This window comes from Vibrio sp. B1ASS3 (assembly GCF_905175355.1).
GTDB lineage: Bacteria > Pseudomonadota > Gammaproteobacteria > Enterobacterales > Vibrionaceae > Vibrio > Vibrio owensii.
Map to the genome: position 1 here is coordinate 221,616 of NZ_HG992743.1, position 20,542 is coordinate 242,157.

18 protein-coding genes are annotated in these 20,542 nt (G+C 47.4%); 9 read left to right on the forward strand and 9 right to left on the reverse strand.

Going from position 1 to position 20,542, the window contains the following annotated elements; all coding sequences use genetic code 11:
* Window positions 1-22: 22 nt before the first annotated feature.
* Window positions 23-1,282: an SGNH/GDSL hydrolase family protein gene (locus KJB05_RS19435; protein WP_208444055.1), complete on the reverse strand. Its 1,260-nt coding sequence runs from the start codon at window positions 1,280-1,282 to the stop codon at window positions 23-25.
* A gap of 435 nt (window positions 1,283-1,717) precedes the next feature.
* On the opposite strand from KJB05_RS19435, the gene KJB05_RS19440 reads away from it, so the two are divergent.
* Window positions 1,718-4,093 (forward strand): S8 family serine peptidase, encoded by a 2,376-nt coding sequence (locus KJB05_RS19440; protein WP_050907009.1) that lies wholly within the window; start codon window positions 1,718-1,720, stop codon window positions 4,091-4,093.
* 9 nt (window positions 4,094-4,102) lie between these two features.
* On the forward strand, window positions 4,103-4,465 hold the full coding sequence (locus KJB05_RS19445; protein WP_199454076.1) for an ATPase: 363 nt from the start codon (window positions 4,103-4,105) through the stop codon (window positions 4,463-4,465).
* Between the two features lie 206 nt (window positions 4,466-4,671).
* Here KJB05_RS19445 and KJB05_RS19450 read toward each other — a convergent pair whose 3' ends face one another.
* Genes KJB05_RS19450 through KJB05_RS19460 form a run of 3 tightly spaced genes read right to left on the reverse strand, consistent with a single transcriptional unit; the run spans window position 4,672 to window position 6,727 of the window.
* Entirely contained in the window at window positions 4,672-5,928 is a 1,257-nt protein-coding gene (locus KJB05_RS19450) for a PTS ascorbate transporter subunit IIC (protein ID WP_005384349.1), read from the reverse strand.
* Window positions 5,929-5,937: 9 nt separating this feature from the next.
* Window positions 5,938-6,225 (reverse strand): PTS sugar transporter subunit IIB, encoded by a 288-nt coding sequence (locus KJB05_RS19455; protein ID WP_005374080.1) that lies wholly within the window; start codon window positions 6,223-6,225, stop codon window positions 5,938-5,940.
* A 58-nt stretch (window positions 6,226-6,283) separates the two neighbouring features.
* Window positions 6,284-6,727 (reverse strand): PTS sugar transporter subunit IIA, encoded by a 444-nt coding sequence (locus tag KJB05_RS19460; protein ID WP_038898189.1) that lies wholly within the window; start codon window positions 6,725-6,727, stop codon window positions 6,284-6,286.
* A 248-nt stretch (window positions 6,728-6,975) separates the two neighbouring features.
* On the opposite strand from KJB05_RS19460, the gene KJB05_RS19465 reads away from it, so the two are divergent.
* Window positions 6,976-8,004, forward strand: a complete 1,029-nt coding sequence (locus tag KJB05_RS19465; protein WP_005442357.1) for a LacI family DNA-binding transcriptional regulator — start codon at window positions 6,976-6,978, stop codon at window positions 8,002-8,004.
* Window positions 8,005-8,086: 82 nt separating this feature from the next.
* Here KJB05_RS19465 and phnX read toward each other — a convergent pair whose 3' ends face one another.
* The 3 genes from phnX to phnW form a co-directional block, all read right to left on the reverse strand.
* Entirely contained in the window at window positions 8,087-8,902 is an 816-nt protein-coding gene (gene phnX, locus KJB05_RS19470) for a phosphonoacetaldehyde hydrolase (RefSeq protein ID WP_208444005.1), read from the reverse strand.
* Window positions 8,903-8,982: 80 nt separating this feature from the next.
* Window positions 8,983-10,362, reverse strand: coding sequence for an aspartate aminotransferase family protein (locus tag KJB05_RS19475; protein WP_208444004.1), 1,380 nt, complete (start codon window positions 10,360-10,362; stop codon window positions 8,983-8,985).
* A 26-nt stretch (window positions 10,363-10,388) separates the two neighbouring features.
* A complete protein-coding gene (gene phnW / locus KJB05_RS19480) occupies window positions 10,389-11,492 on the reverse strand; it encodes a 2-aminoethylphosphonate--pyruvate transaminase (RefSeq protein WP_208444003.1) in 1,104 nt (367 codons plus the stop codon).
* A 266-nt stretch (window positions 11,493-11,758) separates the two neighbouring features.
* Here phnW and KJB05_RS19485 point away from each other — a divergent pair, with 266 nt between their 5' ends.
* The 5 genes from KJB05_RS19485 (at window position 11,759) to KJB05_RS19505 (ending at window position 18,078) form a co-directional block, all read left to right on the forward strand.
* Window positions 11,759-12,769, forward strand: coding sequence for a putative 2-aminoethylphosphonate ABC transporter substrate-binding protein (locus tag KJB05_RS19485; RefSeq protein ID WP_005384363.1), 1,011 nt, complete (start codon window positions 11,759-11,761; stop codon window positions 12,767-12,769).
* 783 nt (window positions 12,770-13,552) lie between these two features.
* A complete protein-coding gene (locus KJB05_RS19490; RefSeq protein ID WP_208444002.1) occupies window positions 13,553-14,659 on the forward strand; it encodes a putative 2-aminoethylphosphonate ABC transporter ATP-binding protein in 1,107 nt (368 codons plus the stop codon).
* Between the two features lie 8 nt (window positions 14,660-14,667).
* Entirely contained in the window at window positions 14,668-16,392 is a 1,725-nt protein-coding gene (locus KJB05_RS19495; protein WP_208444001.1) for a putative 2-aminoethylphosphonate ABC transporter permease subunit, read from the forward strand.
* A 9-nt stretch (window positions 16,393-16,401) separates the two neighbouring features.
* Entirely contained in the window at window positions 16,402-17,106 is a 705-nt protein-coding gene (phnR, locus tag KJB05_RS19500) for a phosphonate utilization transcriptional regulator PhnR (RefSeq protein ID WP_005442366.1), read from the forward strand.
* Window positions 17,107-17,172: 66 nt separating this feature from the next.
* On the forward strand, window positions 17,173-18,078 hold the full coding sequence (locus KJB05_RS19505; protein ID WP_208444000.1) for an EamA family transporter: 906 nt from the start codon (window positions 17,173-17,175) through the stop codon (window positions 18,076-18,078).
* A gap of 90 nt (window positions 18,079-18,168) precedes the next feature.
* Here the strand turns inward: KJB05_RS19505 and KJB05_RS19510 are convergent, their stop codons facing one another.
* Together KJB05_RS19510 and KJB05_RS19515 are read right to left on the reverse strand one after the other, a co-directional pair.
* Complete coding sequence (locus KJB05_RS19510) at window positions 18,169-18,720, reverse strand: outer membrane beta-barrel protein (protein WP_208443999.1); 552 nt, start codon at window positions 18,718-18,720, stop codon at window positions 18,169-18,171.
* Window positions 18,721-18,748: 28 nt separating this feature from the next.
* Window positions 18,749-19,654: a VirK/YbjX family protein gene (locus KJB05_RS19515; protein ID WP_208443998.1), complete on the reverse strand. Its 906-nt coding sequence runs from the start codon at window positions 19,652-19,654 to the stop codon at window positions 18,749-18,751.
* Window positions 19,655-20,178: 524 nt separating this feature from the next.
* On the opposite strand from KJB05_RS19515, the gene KJB05_RS19520 reads away from it, so the two are divergent.
* Window positions 20,179-20,538 carry a DUF3316 domain-containing protein gene (locus KJB05_RS19520; RefSeq protein ID WP_005442378.1) on the forward strand — a complete coding sequence of 120 codons (360 nt, stop codon included), beginning with the start codon at window positions 20,179-20,181 and terminating at the stop codon, window positions 20,536-20,538.
* Window positions 20,539-20,542: the final 4 nt, after the last annotated feature.

The window sequence follows — 20,542 nt, forward strand, 5'->3', positions numbered from 1 at the left end:
ATCTGTACCTCGGGTTCTAGAATTAGAACGGATGGTTCGATAGTTGGTTGCTGCTTTCTAGCATCTTCTCAGCTACGTAGCGATGGGTGGCGGTAGTTGGGTGAGTCACATCCCAGAACACAAACTTGTCAGAGCCAGAAGAAGCACATTCTGAGCGCAGCGCATGGTGATACAAGTAATCTGCAGAAGACGAGCGGTTGATGTCTTGGCAAGCTTGGCTCGCATTAACGAAGCCGTGTTGCTCTGGGTTCGCTGTTAAGCTTTCAAACAGGGCATGGGTATCATACAGAGTGATGTTGTAGCCTTGCGCTGTGTAGTACGCCGCTTGCGATTTGATGAACTCGTTCATCTCGACGATCTTCGCACGGATCTTGTCGATTTCCTCTTGAGTTGAGTAGGTAAACTGCGGCGCACGAGTGGCGTCTGGCAACGTCATCAACAACAAGTTCTTCGCACCCGCATCGGTCAGTTTGATCAACGCTTCCGCGTAGTCTGATTTAACTTCTGGCACGCTACGGTTGTAGTTCATGAAGTCATTCAAACCAAACTCAAGCGTAAATAAAGTATTGGCAGGTTTGTAGTTTTTGGCCAGTTTCGCATACGCCAAGTAAGATGAAACTTGTTCACCCACTCCCGTCAGAGCGATGTATTGGTTTTCACCTGCTGCTCCGCCTACAGCCCAGTTGTAGAGCGGTAGGTTCTTGGCTTGAGCAATGTACTCTGTCCATACAAACCCGTTAGAGAAATGCCCTAAGAACCAGCTATTTGGGTTTGGGAATCGCCATTGTGATGCGTTAAAGATGTTGCCTGTATCCGACAAACTGTCACCCAGCGCCACGACCTTGTTGATTTGATCGGGCTGCATGACTGGATCGTTGCTCCAGATGGTGTGGTTGTAGGAGAAACGGTTATCGGCAGCAAAGAAGGTGATGTCAGCGTTTTCATTCGCCAGATCTAGGGTCTGCTCACAACGCTCTTTGATGATGCCTTGTGGCGTGTCGGTGTAAAACATGTTTTTGAAAGAAACAGCACTCCACCAATAGCCGTCAATTGTGAAGTAACTGCCGTCAGGATTCTCGGCCCATTCCCAATCTGTCGCAGGCTCGTCTTCTGAATAACTGGTGCGGTACCAACAGCGAACATAAGTGTAGGTTTGTTTCGCTTGTGCACTTCTGACTTGCGAGGCGCTTACCATTTCAGGAGTCAGGGATGGCTCGTCGGCGTGAGCCAAACTCAGTGGTAGTAATAATGCACTAAGTAACGTAATGGTCTTATTCATGATTCACTCTCTATGATGATTATCGTCATGATTTAAGTGAGAATTTATCTCACTAAACGCCCTCATTCTGAGTAAATACCCTACTTAGTCAAATATCTAATTATTCATTCTGTCAATTTTGGTACCGCAATCGTATTTCAATAGATTTGGTAAATACTAAGATTTTATAAAATCTAGAGTAATTACTCACTAACATTAATTTAACATGCACTTTTTGTGTTAATAAGTAATTGCTTTATAAGGTTTTGGTGGTGTTTTTATATGTTAACTAAATCTTTTGTTTAGATGATCTTTTGTTCATTGTTGTGTATTCATGAAACAAATTGTTTGGCATTTTTAGGCGATAACCTATAGCTGAATCGCTCATGCATAAGTCAGGGTTATGATTTTTCATGAGGATAAAGTGAATAAAAATCAGCTCGAAAAGGAATAGAGCAAATGCATCACACAACAACTAAATTAAATGGCTTGTTTTCATTGTCTGCCGTTGCAGTAGCACTGACATTTTCGATGTCAGCGCATGCGGCTCCTTTAACGGGGTTCGACGAATCTAACTTGCCGACCAAATACATCGTCAAATTTAAAGAAGATACGTCCAGTCCTTCAGCATTGGGTGGGAACTCATTCTGGGGACCACGTATCGCGCAAGAGTCGGTCTTAGATCAGCTCAAAGCGCGTAAAGTGGAGAAGCTAGGAAATCGCGCGATCTACAGCGTGGAGATGGAAGACTCGGAGTTGGGGCAATTACGTAACCGCAGCGATGTGGAATACGTTGAAATTGACCCACCGCGTTATCTGTTAAGCGAGACTATCCCATGGGGCTACGAGGCGGTGAACGCTCAGCTTTTGGATGACTCGAATGCAGGGAATCGCACCGTGTGTATCATCGACTCGGGTTACGATTTGGCGCACAACGATCTGAGTGGTAACCGAGTGTCGGGCACAAACGACAGCGGTACCGGCTCTTGGAGTGTTCCGGGGAACAACAACGCTCACGGTACACACGTAGCGGGTACGATTGCCGCGATTGCCAACACGGAAGGCATCAAAGGCGTTATGCCGAACCAAAACGTGAATTTGCACATCGTTAAGGTGTTCAATGAAGCGGGTTGGGGCTATTCATCCAGCTTGGTGAAAGCGGTACAAACTTGTGCTGACAACGGCGCGAACGTCGTCAACATGAGCCTTGGTGGTAGCCAGTCGAGTGTGACAGAGAAAAACGCGTTGCAAACCATTTACGACCAAGGCGTGCTGCTGATTGCCGCTGCGGGTAACGATGGTAATACTGCGCACAGCTACCCAGCATCTTACGATTCAGTTATGTCCGTTGCGGCAGTGGATGATAAGCGTGATCACGCGGCGTTCTCTCAAGCGACAGACCAAGTTGAAATCGCAGGTCCGGGCGTAGCGATTCTATCTACGGTGACAGTGGGTGAGGGTAAGCTTTCAGACATTCGCTTGAACGGTGTTAGCCAGTTCGATCGTGGCATCGTTCCTCACAACCGCTTGATCCAATCGGGTGGCAGTTACGGTCCTGATCCAGTAGCCGGTTCTATCACGGCGACACTGGCAAGCTGTGATGTATCTGGTAGCAGCTTCAGCTGTGGCGATATGTCTGGCAAGATCTGTTTGACCGAGCGTGTGGGTAACCAATCATCAGGCAACTACCCAGAAATCGATGCTGTTCAAGCGTGTTACAACGCAGGCGCAAGTGCGGCGATTGTGTACAGTAACTCTGAGCTACCGGGCTTGCAGAATCCTTTCCTTGTCGATCAAAACAACGCGGCGCGTATTGTGTCTGTAACGGTTGATCGTGCTTTCGGTCAGGAGCTGTTGGGCTACGTTGGTCAAGACATCACGGTATCGACCACCAAGGGTGAAGACTACGAGTACTACAACGGTACTTCGATGGCGACGCCGCACGTAACTGGTGTTGCAGGTTTAGTGTGGAGTTACCATCCAACCTGTACCGCAGCACAAGTACGTAACGCACTGATCAAGACAGCAACGGACATCGACGTAACAGGTCGTGATAACCGCACTGGTCATGGTCTTGTGAATGCTGAGGCTGCGAAACAATACCTAGACGCAGGCTGTAATGGTCCGGATGGCGGCGGCTCTGGCAACGACAACGTTCTAGAAAATGGCGTGGCGAAAACGCAGCTTTCTGGCGGCAGCAAATCAAGCACAGTATTCGTGTTTGACGTCCCTGCGGATGCAACGCAAGCGACATTCAACATGAGTGGTGGTTCTGGTGATGCTGACCTTTACGTGCGCTTTAACGGCACACCAAGCACCAGCACTTACGATTGTCGTTCATGGGCGGGCGGTAATGGCGAAAGCTGTAGCTTGAACGTATCTGGCGCAGGGCAATATGAAGTATTGGTTTACGGCTACAGCGCGTACTCTGGTGTTTCTCTTGTAGCAGCGCACAACGGCTCGGGTGATTCATCAGGCGGCGGTTCTGCACCTTCTAGCTACACCAACTCGAATGCAGTAGCGATTCCTGACAACAGCTCTGCAGGTATCGTAAGCCCATTAGATGTGGCTCGCTCTGGCGATGCAGGTTCAGTGACTATCGACTTGGATATCACTCACACCTACATTGGCGATCTTCGTGTCACGCTAACGTCACCAGATGGTGGTCAAGTAGTACTGCACGACAATGCGGGTGGTGGTGCGAACGACATTAAAACCAGTTTCCAAGCGGACTTCTCTGGTTTTGAATCGCAAGGCACATGGGAACTTAAAGCGGTGGACAATGCCAGAAGAGACACAGGCACCATCAACAGTTGGACTCTGACCTTTCAATAAGGAGTGACTATGAAGAAGTTGACCTTACTTTCTTTGTCTGCGGTAGGCGCTACCGCACTATTGGCAATCGGACTGAGCTCAAGCAGCTTGGCAAACAATCAAGGATTTCCTCTCGTGGATGAACGCCAAGATCAAGCCGAGCAGCAACCTGCACGCTACTTTGTTAAGTATCATGAAGGGAAAGAGAGCGAAGTGAGAGCGCTTCTTCGTCAGCACAACATTGAAGTGGTCGACGCTCTGGTGAAACAACACGTGTTGGTTGTGGTGGGTGAACGGGCGGAAGTCGATAAGCTCGCCGCTCACGATGCGGTCGAATACACCGAGCAAGAGCCGACAAGAAAGCTGCTATCTAACGGAACTACGCTTCAATAAGCCAAGCTTTCTTAAGATAGTGCCAAAAAAGAAAAACGCCCCTCACGTGAGGGGCGTTTGTTTTCTTTCTATGATTACTTTCTATAACTGGTTTCTTCTAAAGTCAGTCATTTGCTATGACTATAGATTTTCTAGGATTGATGCCGATGAGCCTATTCGCGCATCAATCAAGCCAGTTCTCAGCTAATCATATTCAAGCTAACCACTTAGCGAACAATCAGACCCAGTAAGATACCAACAGCGCCGAAGTCTGCGTCACTAAAGGTTGTGTTAGCAAAGCCTAGGTCACCAAGTACTGGCATTAGGAATACTGGTAGGAAGGTAATCAGTAGACCTTGTGCAAAAGCACCCAAGATTGCACCGCGACGACCACCTGTAGCGTTACCAAATACACCTGCAGCAGCACCCACAAAGAAGTGCGGAACGACGCCTGGGATAATCACAGTAAGACCCATCACGTAAAGTAGGAACATACCCAAAAGACCCGCCGCAAAGCTCGATAGGAAGCCAACCAATACCGCATTTGGTGCGTATGGGAATACAACCGGACAATCAAGCGCAGGTTTTGCGTTTGGTACTAGTTTGTCTGAGATGCCTTTAAACGCTGGAACGATTTCTGCGATAACCATACGTACACCTTGAAGGATAACGTACACACCACCGGCGAATGTGATGGATTGCATCAGCGCGAACATGAACCAGTGCTTACCACCGCTGACTTCGCGTACAAAGTCGCCGCCAGCGAAGATACATGTCACCATAAAGATGATGCCCATGGTGAACGAGATTGCCACTGGCGTATCACGTAGGAACAACAAGCTCTTAGGTACGTTCATCTCTTCAGTAGAGTGTTCTTTGTTACCGAACTTGCTGCCAATAAAGCCCGCTAGTACGTAAGAAAGGGTAGAGAAGTGACCAATAGCAACGTCGTCAGAACCTGTAACTTGCTTCATGTACTTGTGAGCAATCGCAGGGAAGAACACCATCACAGAGCCCACAACTAGAGAGCCAAGCGCGATCAGTGGAACGCCTTTCATGCCGCTAGAAGCAAGGATTGCTGCTACCATCATCGACATAAATAGTGTGTGGTGACCCGTTAGGAAGATGAATTTCCATGGCGTGAAGCGAGCGATCAAGATGTTCACTAACATACCGAAGAACATGATCATCGCCATCTCTTTACCAAACGCTTCTTGCGCGATAGAGACGATAGCTTCGTTGTTTGGAACCACGCCTGTGATGCCAAATGCGTGTTGGAAAATCGTCGCAAAGTCACCCAGAGAAGTCACAACCAGACCTGCACCCGCGCCAAGCACGATGAAACCAAGAATGGTTTTTACTGTACCTTTAATACACTCGGTGACCGGTTTTTTCTGGGCAATTAAGCCGATTAGGGCGATAAGACCTACCAGAACCGCTGGCTCTGATAGGACATCGTTCATTAAGAAACTGAAAAACTCCATAACGCCACCTTATAGAGCGCCAAGCTCTTGAAGTGCCACAGATAGACGCTCTTTCATTGCCACTTTGTCGACCATGTTATCAAGCGCAACGATGCGTGGTTCAACACCAAGTGCATTCAACTGTTCAACGATGTCGTTAGTACCGATGAAGATGTCACAATCCGTACCTTTTGCAGAACCTAGATCGATATGATCCACTTCTGCGTTTACATTCAATTCTTTCACGATGCCTTTGATGCTCATTTCCATCATTAGGCTAGTACCAAGACCGTGACCGCAAACAACCATAATTTTCATAATTCAGACCTTTTCTTTTTATAGGGGTGTATGCCCATTTTGAAGGGCACATCAGGAGTTAGTATTTTTCGATGATCGCGAGAACATCTTGTGTGTTTTGAGCGGTGCAGATCGCTTCTACATGCTCTTCATTCATAAACAACTCAGCCAGTTTAGAAATCGCATCCACGTGCGAGTTACTGTCTGTCGCGGCTAGCGTAACCAGCATTTTCACTGGGTCGTTACCTTCAGAATCGAAGTTCACGCCGCTTTGAATCACTGTGATTGCAAGAGACAAACGGTTAACGCCATCTTCAGGGCGAGCGTGTGGCATTGCCATACCAGGACCTACCACGTAGTAAGGACCGAGCTCTTCGTGTGAGCGGTAAATAGCGTCCACGTAGCTTGGCTCAATCGCGCCATTTTCAATCAGTGCTTCACAGGATTTGCTCACCGCATCTTTCCAGTCAGTAGCATCAGAATGGATGCGAATCACATCAGAGGTAATCAGTTCACGTAGCATTGGATCTTTCCGGTTTGTTGTTTTGTTGATGGGTACTTTATCGATCAATTTGTCAGAAAAACCTGAGGATGATCACAAATGGTAGCGCTATCTGATAGCGCTATCATAAATTGTGATAGCGCTACCATTTTTATCAGTCATCCGAGTTTCATATGCTTGTGATCGACTTCTAATGCGCTAATATCAAAACCAATAAAACGCTGTGGTAAGATGTCGCGGCAGAAAATAGAGAACACTAAATAAGAACAATGAGCGAACCTCGCAAACGAAGAAGTACTGGCAATGTCACCTTGGCGGACGTCGCTAAAAAAGCCGGCGTAGGCACCATGACGGTGTCGCGAGCATTACGAACGCCCGAGCTAGTATCTGACAAGCTGAGAGAAAAGATTCAACAAGTGGTTGATGAGCTCGGCTATATCCCGAATAAAGCGGCAGGGGCTTTGGCGTCTGCTGAAAGTTACTCCATCGCTCTTATCATTCCTTCCCTGTTTGAAAAAGCGTGCGCGCTTTTCTTACCGAGCTTTCAACAAGCGTTGAACAAAGCGGGTTATCAGTTGCTGCTTGGCTACAGCGACTACTCGGTAGAACAAGAAGAGAAACTGCTTTCGACATTTCTTGAGAGCCGTCCAGCCGGAGTGGTGTTGTTTGGTAATGAACACAGCCAACGAACCAATCAACTTTTGGAAGCCTCGAACACACCAGTATTGGAAATTGCTGAGTTAAGTTCGAAAGCCAGTTATCTCAATATCGGTGTTGACCATTTTGAGGTGGGTAAAGCCTGTACCAAGCATGTGATTGAACAAGGCTTCAAGAACGTGGGCTTCATTGGTGCGCGCGGCGATCACTCCACTTTGCAACGTAAGCTACACGGCTGGCAAAGCGCGATGATTGAGAACTACCTTGCGCCGGACCATTTTTTAACCACGCACGAAGCACCATCTTCACAATTAGGTGCGGAAGGATTGGCAAAACTATTGCTGCGCGATTCAAGTTTGAATGCTCTGGTATGTAGCCATGAAGAGATTGCGATTGGCGCATTGTTTGAGTGTCACCGCCGAGTGCTGAAAGTCCCGACCGACATTGCGATTATCTGTTTGGAAGGCTCTTCCATGGGTGAGCACGCCTACCCAAGTTTGACCTGCGCGGAATTCGATTACGAACGTATGGGGACGAAAGCCGCAGATAAGTTACTGCAAGCCATTAAAGGTGAGCCTGTAGAGCATGCAACGGACATGGGCTTTAAGCTAAAACGCCGAGCGAGTACTGCGATCAACTAACTTGATTTGGTTAGCGACAAAACGCATAAAAAAACCTCTCAATGCTAGAGAGTTTTTTATGCGTTAGAACAGTGATTCTCGACTACGGACGCTCACCTGCCGCTAGGCGACGTTCGATATCTGCAACCACTTCTGGGAAGTCAACAATGGTGTCGATGAGGTAATGCGGCGAGCTCTTGAGCAATTTTGCACGCGCTTTTTCACGAGCGGCATCAAGCGTTGCTTTGTCCGCGGCTTGGTATTCTTCAAACGTTAGACCTGCTTCGTTACCAGAAAGCAGCAAGCCAACGGTCCACATACCGGCGTTGTGACCTTCATCGATGCCCGGTGCGGCGTCATCCACTTTGATACACGCGTTAACGTCGGTAACATTCAGCTCAATCACGTTTTTCAGTGCCATAAATGGTGCAGGGCGACCACCTTGAGGTAGGTCATCCGTTGCTACTACGTAATCTGGCTTGTAACCGTAATCCGCTGCCACTGGAATCAGCACGTTCATCACTTCGCGAGGGTAACCAGAACAAGAACCGATCTTGATGCCTTTGTCTTTCAGACCGTTCACAACTTCAATCGCATTAAGGATTGGGTCTGCATGGTCAGCCACTTTTGCTTTTTGCAGAGGCATAAATGCTGCGTAGATAGCGTCGATGTCCTCGCTGGTCATTGAGCGACCAAACTTCTCATTCCAACGCTTATCAACCGCAGGAATACGACCCACAGCTTGGATGTGATCCCACTTACCAAGCCCCATTGGTTCACGTGCTTCTTCTAGGTCGATTTCAAAGTCAAAGCCTTGTTTGAACGCTTCCACAAAGATGCTGGTTGGTGCAAAAGAGCCGAAATCTACGATAGTGCCAGCCCAGTCAAAGATCACTGCTTGAATTGGTGAGTTGCTCATGTTCAATCCTTTTTCTTGCTTGCCAGAGCGCTTGCCTACACGTTGGAACCGCGCTCTGGGTAAATTGGTTTTTGTTGAGGTTAGAAGTAGTTAAAGTCTTTGCACACTTTGGCGATCGCTTCTTCGAAAATTGCCAACGCTTCTGTCAGCTGTTCGTGAGTGATGATCAGCGGTGGGCTGAGTTGAATCACGTTACCTTGCGATACCTTGAAACTCACTCCGTTGTTGAGGCATTGGTACAACACAGCTTCCGCTTCGTCATACGCGCGTGCTTTGCTTTCGTGGTCAGTGACCAACTCAATACCCCACAACATGCCAATGCCACGCACATCACCAATCACTGGGTATTTGGCTTTCATCTCTAGCAGCTTTTCACGCATGAACTGGCTGTCGGCTTTGGCTTTATCTAGCAAGCCGTCTTGCTCAATAGCTTCCATGGTTGCCAGTGCCGCAGCACAACCGATAGGGCTTTTCTCATGAGTGTAATGACCCATTGAGATTTGCTCGGCGGTGTTGTATTTGTCTTTGGTTACCATGGCTGCGATAGGCACTAAGCCACCACCCAAACCTTTACCGATGCAGAGCACATCTGGCTCGATGTCGTAGGCTTGGTAGGTAAACCATTCACCACTGCGACCCATGCCGTTTGGGATGTCGTCGATGATCAGCATGACATTGTGTTTGTCACAGATTTCACGGATGCGTTTCCAATAGGCTTTACTTGGCACTTGAACATCCGTGTTGCGAACCGCCTCTGCGATAAACGCGCCCACGCCACCTTCTTTCTCAATCACGTACTCAAGGTAGTCGGCATAGTGCACATCGCTACCGTCGGCAACTGGGAAAGCGCCTCGGTAAGATACAGCTGGTGGAATGCGCTCAACGCCTGCCATTAATGGTCCCATGCCTTGGCGGAAACACGCTTCGCCACCTACTGAAATGGCATCCAATGATGCGCCGTGGAAGGAGTCCCACAACGACACCACCTTGTAGTTGCCCGTGATGTGGCGTGCTAATTTAAGAGCCATACCAACCGCAGATGTGCCACCCGGAGCAAACAGCACGCGGTTCAATTCGCCGCCACAGATTTGTGTGAGTTTTTCGGCACATTCAATCGCGGTTTCATTGGTAAAACGACGCGGTGAAAACGGCAGTTTGGCAATTTGCTCTTGCACACGTTTAATCACATGCGGATGACCATAGCCTAGCTGGTGGACGTTATTGCCATGAAAGTCCATGTACTTTTTGCCGGTAGCATCTTGGATATAGATGCCTTCCGCTGCTTCCAAGATATCTAAGCAAGGTGTCGACATGGCTTGATGAAGAAAGACTTCCGAATCACGCTTCAATAATGTTTGCGTGCGTTCGTCGTCCATCGATGCATTCCAAGCTTGGCGCGCTGGTGTCGTGTTGACATCGCCTTCACTACGGAAATGGGTCGGTTTGATATTCTGAGTCATAACGCTCTCTCAATCAGAAGGTCGCTTTACGCAACTTGCCAGTACATTGCTTTTTCAATTGCACCGATTAAGCGCTCGATATCTGCTGGGTAAACTTCACCAATGTTGCCGATACGAAAGCAATCTGCGTTCGATACCTTACCCGGATAGATCACGAAGCCCTGCTCTTTCAAACGTGTGTAGAACGCTTTGAACTGGTAATCACTGTGCGTTGGAGAGTAGAAAGAAGTGATGATTGGCGAGTGAAGGTCATCACTCAGTAGTGGTTCGAAACCCAGAGAACGCATACCTGCAACCAGTGTTTTCTGGTTAGTTTGGTAACGGTGATGACGAGCATCAATGCCGCCCTCTTGTTCCAGTTCTAACAATGCTTGGTAGAAAGCGCGAACCGTGTGCGTTGGAGACGTAAAACGCCATTTGCCGTGGTTCACTTCCATGCAATGCCACTGGTCGTAAAGATCAAGGCTTAAAGAACGTGCCTGACCTTGGCACTTTTCGAGCTCAGTTTGTTTTGCAATCACAAAGCCAAAACCCGGTACGCCTTGAATACATTTGTTTGCAGAGCTGATCATAAAATCGATGCCTAGCTCAGCGATATCGATAGGAATGCCACCAAAGCTCGACATGGCATCGAGAATCACCACTTTGCCGTGTGCTTTTGCCGCAGAAGCAAATGCCTTAATTGGGTTAAGCATGCCAGTGGTTGTCTCACAGTGAACAATCGCCACGTGTGTGATCGCAGGGTCCGATGCCAATGCAGTTTCCACCTCGTTCAAGTGTGGCTGTGATGTTTCGCCTGGGGAAACTACATGGCATGGAATATTTAGGTAATCAGCGATCTGAGCGATACGCGCACCGTAAGCACCGTTGTCGACTACCAACAATTTTCCATCTTTGCCAATGGCGCTGCCAATCGTTGCTTCTACTGATGCGGTGCCGCTACCTTGCATTAGTACGCTGGTGTAGCCGTCTTGCTCCGTCGCCAGTTTTACAAGCTTAGTGCGGATCACTTCTACGATGTCTTTGTTGTATTCGTCATCCCAAGTACACCAGTCTTTTAGCATGGCTTCACGTACCGTTTCAGAAGTAGATAGAGGACCTGGAGTCAGTAGTAGGTATTCGTTTTTCATCTCGATTTCCATTAGAATAGGCTAATTGGTCTACACCAAATTTCGAGTTCACTCTAACGAGGAAGAAAAGGGCAGTAAATAGGCGAATATCCAATTTCATAAAACTTTAATATCCAGAAAATGGCGGATCAATTGAACGATTATTCATCGCAAATTTTCGTAAAACTGCCATTTAATGGTCATGATTTCGTCACAAAGGCTCAGTAGGGTGTATATCGTCAACTGGTACAGACCAAATGAAAACTTAGCCAAATTAACTGGAGAAAATGATGAAAAACCGTTTGATGAAAGGATCGCTGGCTGCACTTGTCTCTCTGCTAGCTACGAATGCAATGGCAGCACAGGAAGTCACGGTTTACACCGCTTTCGAAACTGACATTCTTGCGAAATACAAGTCTGCGTTTGAGAAAGATAACCCAGATATCAAGATTAAGTGGGTTCGCGATTCCACCGGTATCATGACGGCGAAATTGCTGGCAGAAAAGAACAACCCTCAAGCGGAAGTGGTTTGGGGTCTTGCTGGCTCGTCAATGGCACTGCTTAAAGATGAGGGTCTTCTTAAGCCTTACACACCAAAAGGTTTGGAAGAGCTGCACGCGAATCTAAACGACCCTCAATCAAACCAAGCTTGGTTCGGTAACGATGCATTCTTTAACGCAGTTTGTTTCAACGAAGCGGTAGCGAAACAACTTAACCTGCCTAAACCAACGTCATGGGAAGACCTAACGAAGCCGGTTTACAAAGGTCACATTGCAATGCCGAACCCAGCGTCTTCAGGCACTGGCTACATGCAGGTTTCTGCTTGGCTACAAAACATGGGTGAAGATCAGGCATGGAACTACATGCGTGACTTAGACAAGAACATTGCACACTACACGCACTCTGGCTCTAAGCCATGTGTTCAAGCGGGTATGGGTGAAGTGGCTATCGGTATCTCGATGGCGAGCCGCGGCGCGAAGCTGAAAACACAAGGTGCACCACTAGCGGTTATCACACCAAAAGGCATTGGCTGGGAATCTGAAGCCGTTGGTCTAGTAAAAGAGTCTGATGCAGCGAAGCGCGTTGTCGACTGGTCAATCTCTAAAGCAGCAAACGAGCTTTACGTAGAAATGTACCCAGTGGTTGCACATAAAGAAGTGAAAGCGACTGTGTCTAACTTCCCGAACGTTCAAGAGAACATGGCGAAGATGGATTTCGCGCAAATGGGCAGCAAGCGTGCAGAGATTCTAGCGGCTTGGTCTGAGAAGTTCGACGCGAAATCAGAGCCAAAGTCTTAATCGAATTTGTTTTGAGTGGAATACTGAAATCCACCTCGGTTGAGGTGGATTTTTTGTTTTTGGAAGAGGCGAGAGTCAAAAGCCTTAAAGCAGCAACCCCACCTAACCTCCCCTTGGCTTTAACTTCTGGGGACTACAACAGTCACGCTGGTAAAGGGGAGGGACTGGTTCTACATTCGCGGATAGTTCAATTCACAATGCAACATCCAACGCGCTTCAAGTAGATTCTGAATACTTGCCTAGGCTGTTTCAGAATGACGTTGGGAAAGCACAGAGTTCACCGCAGCAAAGAACAGCTCTCCCCCTTGATAACCGCATTCAAATGCTTGGCAAACCATGTCGAGAGAAGGGGGAGTTGGAGGGGGTTGGAAACATCTAACGTTAAACCATCAACCCCACCTAACCTCCCGTTGGCTTCAACTTTAAGGGACTACAATAGTCATGCTGGTAAAGGGGAGAGACTGGTTCTGTATTCACGGATAATTTAATTCACAATGCAACATCCAACGCGCTTCAAGTAGATTCTGAATACTCGCCTAGACTCCTTCAGAATTACGTTGGGAAAGAACAGAGCTTACCGCAGAAAAGAACAGCTCTCCTCCTTGATAACCACATTCAAATACGTGGCAAAGCATGTCGAGAGAAGGGGGAGTTGGAGGGGTTGCAAGCGTAGAAACAAACCTCATCACCCTTCATCTATTTGTCATCTTCTGGCTATAAATTTGTCATTGGAACGTAACACTCCAAAACTAAAGTTGGTATATACCATTTGGAGCGTGTGTTATGTCAACTAACCAACATTACCTAAATATCGAAAATGTAGTGAAGCAATTCGGACAGTTCACTGCATTAAAGAAAATCTCGCTAGCGATTGAAAAGGGCGAGTTCGTTTGTTTTCTTGGTCCTTCTGGCTGCGGTAAAACCACTCTGCTACGTGCCATTGCAGGTTTAGACTTGCCAACGTCTGGTGCGATTTTTCAAAACGGTCAAGAGACCACATTCCTACCACCAGAGAAGCGCGATTTCGGCATCGTATTCCAATCTTACGCGCTGTTTCCGAACCTAACTGTGCAAGAGAACATTGCGGTGGGTTTGAAGAACCAAGGAATGTCTACCAAAGAAGCGTTAGAGAAGGTGGACTACTGGCTAGAAACCATTGGTCTTCCAACCTCTGGCGAGAAATTCCCTAACCAACTTTCTGGTGGTCAGCAGCAGCGTGTGGCACTTGCTCGCGCATTGGCGTTGTCTCCGGGTCTACTGCTACTTGATGAGCCGCTGTCAGCGCTGGATGCAAAAGTGCGTGTTCACTTACGTGACGAGATTTGTAAGCTGCAACGTAAGCTTGGCATCACCACCATCATGGTTACACACGATCAGGATGAAGCGTTGTCGATGGCGGATCGTATCGTGGTAATGAACCATGGTGTGATTGAGCAAGTCGGCACACCTCAAGAGATCTACCAACAACCAGCCACGCGCTTTGTCGCTGAGTTTGTCGGCAGCATGAACTTTATTGAAACCTCAGTAGCAACGGACTCCCAAGTGCGCATTGCTGAAACCTTGATGCCAGCGCCAAGCTTAACCAATCGTAAGGTTCAACGTGGTGACCGCTTTGACCTTGCGGTGCGTCCTGAAAGTATCAAGTTCGTTGAAAACTACAACAACTCTTTACCTGTGCGAGTTACCGCAACCGAGTTTCTAGGGGCGTTTTTCCGCATTGATTGTGTATTGCAAAACGACAGCTCAACGAAAACCGTCGTAGTGGATGTGCCTGTGGAAACGGTTCAAAAACTCAATATCAAGGCGGGCGATGTACGTTACATCCAGTTTGCTGAAGAAGGGCTGCATGGTTACGCCGTGCCCTCGGTTGATAAAGCGCTAGCAGCGTAGGTGTAAACATGGATGCGAAGACAATGACGATGAATAGCCTGACCACACAAGACAAAGCAAAATCCTTACTCGGACGTGTTAGCCGCGACAACCTTGTGTTGTTTGGTTTGCTCGCTGGTTTGTCGACCATGATGGTGCTGTTCATCTTGATGCCGCTTTGGGCAATGTTGACCAAGAGTGTGCAAAATGCCAATGGCGAATTTGTCGGATTGGCAAACTTTGCGACGTACTTTTCTTCTTCAAGCTTGTGGGTGTCGGTGGGCAACACCTTCACTTTGGGCGTGATTGTGACCTCGGTAGTGGGTGTGCTTGCGTTTGGTTATGCCTACGCGCTGACTCGTTCATGTATGCCGTTTAAAGGTTTGTTTCAAATCCTAGGCACTGCGCCAATTCTTGCGCCTTCGTTGTTGCCGGCGATCAGTTTGATCTTCCTTTTCGGTAATCAAGGCATTGCCAAAGAGATGTTGTTAGGAAACTCGATTTACGGCGTGATTGGTATCTCGATGGGTTTGATTTTCTGGACCTTTCCTCATGCATTGATGATTTTAACTACTTCGCTGCGCACTTCTGATGCCCGCTTGTATGAAGCAGCCCGCGCACTGAAGACCTCACCAATAAAAACCTTCTTTATGGTGACGTTACCTGCGGCGAAATACGGTTTGATCAGTACGCTTATCGTCGTCTTTACACTGGTTATCACGGACTTTGGTGTGCCGAAAGTGATTGGTGGCAGCTATAACGTCCTGGCGACTGACATCTTCAAGCAAGTTGTGGGACAACAAAACTTTGCCATGGGTGCGGTGACCAGCATTATGTTGTTATTCCCTGCGGTAATAGCATTTGGTGCAGACCGCTGGGTACAGAAAAAACAAAAGAGCTTATTCGACACTCGCTCGGTGCCTTATCAGCCAGAACCTAACAAAGCGCGCGACAGCATTTGTTTGGTTTACTGCAGCATCATTTCTATCGCAGTGTTGGCAGTGCTAGGCATGGCGGTGTATGGCTCGCTAGTTACATTCTGGCCTTGGAACAAAGCGCTGACGCTAAACAATTACAATTTTGCTGAAATGAGCACTTATGGTTGGAGCCCATTCTTCAACTCGCTAACGCTGGCAAGTTGGACGGCAGTTATTGGTACAGCCATCATCTTTGTCGGTGCTTACTGCATTGAGAAAGGGCGTGCGTTTGGTCCAATTCGCCAAGTGATGCAAATGCTCAGCGTGGTGCCAATGGCGGTTCCGGGTATGGTGCTTGGCTTGGGTTACATCTTTTACTTCAACGATGCCAATAATCCTCTGAATGTGCTTTATGGCACCATGGCATTCTTGGTGATTAACACGGTAGTGCATTACTACACCGTGGGGCACATGACAGCCCTTACAGCGCTAAAGCAGTTGCCATCAGAGATTGAAGCCACGGCGGCGTCGGTGAAGCTTCCTCAATACAAGTTGTTCTTTAAAGTGACATTACCTGTGTGTTTACCTGCGATTTTGGACATTGCGACTTACTTGTTTGTTAATGCATTGACCACCACTTCTGCGGTAGTATTCCTTTACTCAACCGATACGATTCCGGCTTCGGTCTCGATTCTGAATATGGACGATGCAGGTCAAACTGGCGCTGCTGCGGCAATGGCGGTGATGATCATGATTGCTGCCGCAATTGCGAAGATTGTTCAGATGACTTTGGGTAAATTGTTAGAGAATCGCACACAAGCTTGGCGCAAAAGATAAGGACACTTCGTGCAATACGTAAAAATTAAAGATTCGATTGTTGAACAGATTGAAGCGGGCATGCTATCGCCGCGTCAAAAACTGCCAGCAGAGCGTAAGTTGGCGGAGTCGTTCGATACTACACGCGTCACTCTGCGTGAAGCTTTATCACTGCTAGAAGCGGAAGGTCGAATCTATCGCGAAGATCGCCGAGGTTGGTTTATCTCACCTGAGCCATTGCGTTACGATCCAACCCAAACTCTGAACTTCCCGAACATGGCGAAAGCGCAAAATCGTGTGCCAAAAACGGAGTTGGTCGCAGCAAAAGGGACGTTGGCAAACAAACAAGCGGCGCGCTTGCTGGACTTGCAGCCTTTCTCGGATGTGTATCGAGTCGACCGTGTGCGATACCTTGAAGACAGACCTGTGGTATTCGTAACAAACTACATTCGCCCAGAGCTGTTTCCGAACCTGTTGGACTACGATTTATCAAATTCGCTGACGGACATTTATCGCGATCATTATGGCGTTACATATCAAAAGATTCGCTACCGCATTTCAACCAGCACTTTGTTGGGTGAAATGGCTCAAGCATTGCGCGCGACAGCCGGCACGCCAGCGATGGTGGTGGAGCGCATCAACTATAACCAGCACGGTGAGTTGATTGATTGCGATATCGAGTATTGGCGACACGATGCCATCAGCATTGAATCTCTGGCGGAACTCAATCGTTAAGTGGATTTTCTCATTACCTAAGGCTCCATCTCGGAGCCTTTACTTTATTCAGACAGGAACATTGAAATGGATTTGTTGGCGATTGGTCTCGTCGTTTTTTCTGCTGTTCTCCATGCGGGCTGGAATATCCTTGGTAAAAGCAACTCAGGCTCTGGACTCGCGTTTACTATGGCGGCCAGCTTCTCTGCCTGTGCCATTCTTACCCCTTATTTGATTTGGTATTTGGCGACCATTGGCTGGACATCATTACCGAGTGAATTTTGGGGATTGCTGTTCATTAGCGGCATTTCACAAATGGTTTATTTGGTCGGTTTGATTGTCGCTTATAAGCACGCTGATGTGGGGGTGGTTTATCCGATTGCTCGGGCACTGCCTGTGATGATGGTCGGCGCAATCAGTGTTGCATTGGGGCATGAATTATCCAGTCAGCAGTGGCTTGGGTTCTTGCTGATTACCCTTGGTTGTATGCTAGTGCCACTGACGAATTTTCGTCAAATGACGTTGAGTTCTTATTTGAATGTCGGTGTGTTCTGGGCATTGATTGCTGCAATAGGCACAACGGGTTACTCGGTGGTCGATAAAGAAGCGCTGAGTTTACTCACAGGGCAAGCGTCAGAGATCTTGAATGATCAGTACAGCGCAATCTTCTACTTGGGCGTGCAGTTTTGGGCAATTGGTATTCCTGCCCTTGTGTGGTGCTTGGTTACAGGTAAGCCAGATGAGATTAAGACAGCGTGGCAGATCCGCAAAACAGCCAGCATGGCAGGGGTAATGATGGCATCAACCTACGGCTTGGTGTTGTTTGCGATGACCATGACCGACAACGTGAGTTTGGTGGTGGCACTAAGGCAAATCAGCATTGTGTTTGGGTTGTTTATGGGGATTTGGTTTCTGTCTGAGAAATGGTATCTCACCCGAGGGCTTGGCGTTACTTCTATCGTGGCGGGGATCATTCTTGCGTTGACGAACTGACTCATATTGATGAAAGAAAAAGGCAGCGACTCAGGCCATCGCAGCCTTTTTCTTTTTTAGTTTTTGGGAAGGGTAGGAGTATAAGGGACGTCAGAAACGCAATTGAGCGCCGAACATCACGCCACCGGAATCAAAATCACTGTTCTTTGAGTACACATACTCAGCATTCAAACCAAAGTGCTTGTAGCTCCATCCTAATCCTGTCGCCGCTTCACCGCCAACGCTAGTGTGTTCAATGTTTCGGCTCTGTCCATTCACCTTGTAAGTGTACTCAAGGGTGTAGAGCGTCATACCTGCTTTACCGTAAAGTTCGAAACCAGCACCAAGTGGATAGCTGGCATAGCCGCTTAAGCGTGGGCCAGAAAAGCTCGTGTCGGTAACCTCCGAAATTGGGCTTAACAGCGTTGAGCCAATACCATCAAACGCCCCTTTTAAGCCCGCTTCAATCCCGAAGTTTTGGGTCGGCATGTATCGGTAATAAACTTCACCAAGAAACATATCACCGGATTCTTCACTTGCGGGGGCGTCATAGCTTACACCGCCATAACCTAGGTTCGTGCCTATGATGTGCTTGCTTGTACTTGCGTTCGCCGATAGGGAAAGAGTCGACAACACCAGAGCAGTAACGAATGAATAACGCATGAACGTTTCTCCTCAGCTTTTTAGCTTTTTAGTTTCTTAGTACTTGTTCGAATGTTGCTTTGGTGTTGTCTAGCCATTCATAACGACGACGGTACATCGAACGTTTAGATCGCGACATACCTTCGAGATCACGGCGCGGCGCATTCACTGTGAGTGAGTAGAAGTTGCGGTCGTACTCAGTACCGCCAAGTTCCTTCCACAATGCGTCGTAATCCGTTTTGATTCGTCCTTTGCTATAACGTTTAGCGGCATAAGTGTGTGACTGGGTTTTCACTGCAAGAATGGTTTCGACGCCCCAAATCTGAGCAAGAAGATCCAGCAGACTGACCATCAAGCTTTTTGGACGCTGACCGTAAAGTTTACGAGTCAGCTTTTTGATTTTTTCATTGCTAGTTTCTTTGCTGCGCGGGCCTTGTAAGCCACCAATCATGATGCTTCGAGCGCCGTTCTCGTGTCCCAATGTGAACGACAGAGTATAGAAGTTGCCGTCTTCTTGGCTGTGTAATACCAAGCTCATGTCGCCTTCTTTTTGGTAGCGAGCTTCATAAACCAATCTGACCGTGTAGAGAATATCCTCGATCTCAAAGGTCATCAGAGTGAGTCCCTTAGCATCGGTATAGATCTGTTTCATCAGATCAGGCGAGACGAGTTCCGACACTGTGTTGTAGTGATCAACCACAAGCGCTGAACGATCAATCGCAGGGCTATTTTTTACGATATACGGACGAAATGGTTTTTCTAAGAATCGATGAGTGCGCGTACATAGCATCTCCAGCAGTGAAGCCTCAATGTTGTCTGCCAGATACTTAAATGACTTTCGATAGAACAACGCACGAGCAATGAACTTGATACGGTATGTCCAGATTGGATGATAAATCTCAGCATACTCATCCGAGTAAATGGTTTTGCTGTGGTGAAGGATGGATTTATTCATGGTTATTTCACTCCAAACTCATTTCCAGTAGTGTCGGGTCTGTCATGTGGCTGTGAGCGTTAGGTATCGAACGCATAAAGGGAGAAAGCAAAGTGAGCCGTTCTTCACTCCGGCCAGACAGTAACTAGTTTTGAACAGTGTTCTTTTGCTTAGGATTCTATGAGAAAAGGGTGGTGAGGTATTGTAAGGCTTGGTATGAGAGTGTCAGGATTCGCGGTCAGAGCGCGTACAGGAGAGAAGCATAGTGTCATATCCAAAACGCACTTATTTATAGCGATTAGATATATTCAATCCGACAAGAAAAAATTTAGATGGTCTGATTAAGCTATCTAGAAAAGCTAATCTACGGATTTACTTGGTTTTTTATTAAAAGCAAAAGTGAGCCTAACAGTCAATTAAAAATAAAATGGAAATTAATTAAAGTTTTTCTGAAATTAATCTGACTCGCTATAGGTCTCTATACGTACCCTACATTAATCGAGTATTTGGAACTCGATATTTAAAAGGTAAGTAAGGAGCACATTATGAAACGTTTAATCACTCTAGCAAGTCTTATCGCATTAACCGCTACTCCAATCGCTGCTATTGCTGGTGGTTACCAATGGACTAATAACAGCAGAACCATTCATGGTAATGTTGTCGACAGTAAACAAGCCGCTTACGACATGGGCTTTGAAATGATTAAGAACTATCAAAGCAAGTCGTCAGCGCAGCTAAGAGACGAATTCAAAAGCTCATTTGATATCGTAGACCGCCAGTCTTTCTCTATTACTAATGCGAAAGTAACAGTAGATGAATTCTTGCAAGATAACGGTCAAATCGCATACCAACCAATATTGAATGTGAAATACGAATACCGCATGCGTGAACCTGGTAATCGTTAATTAA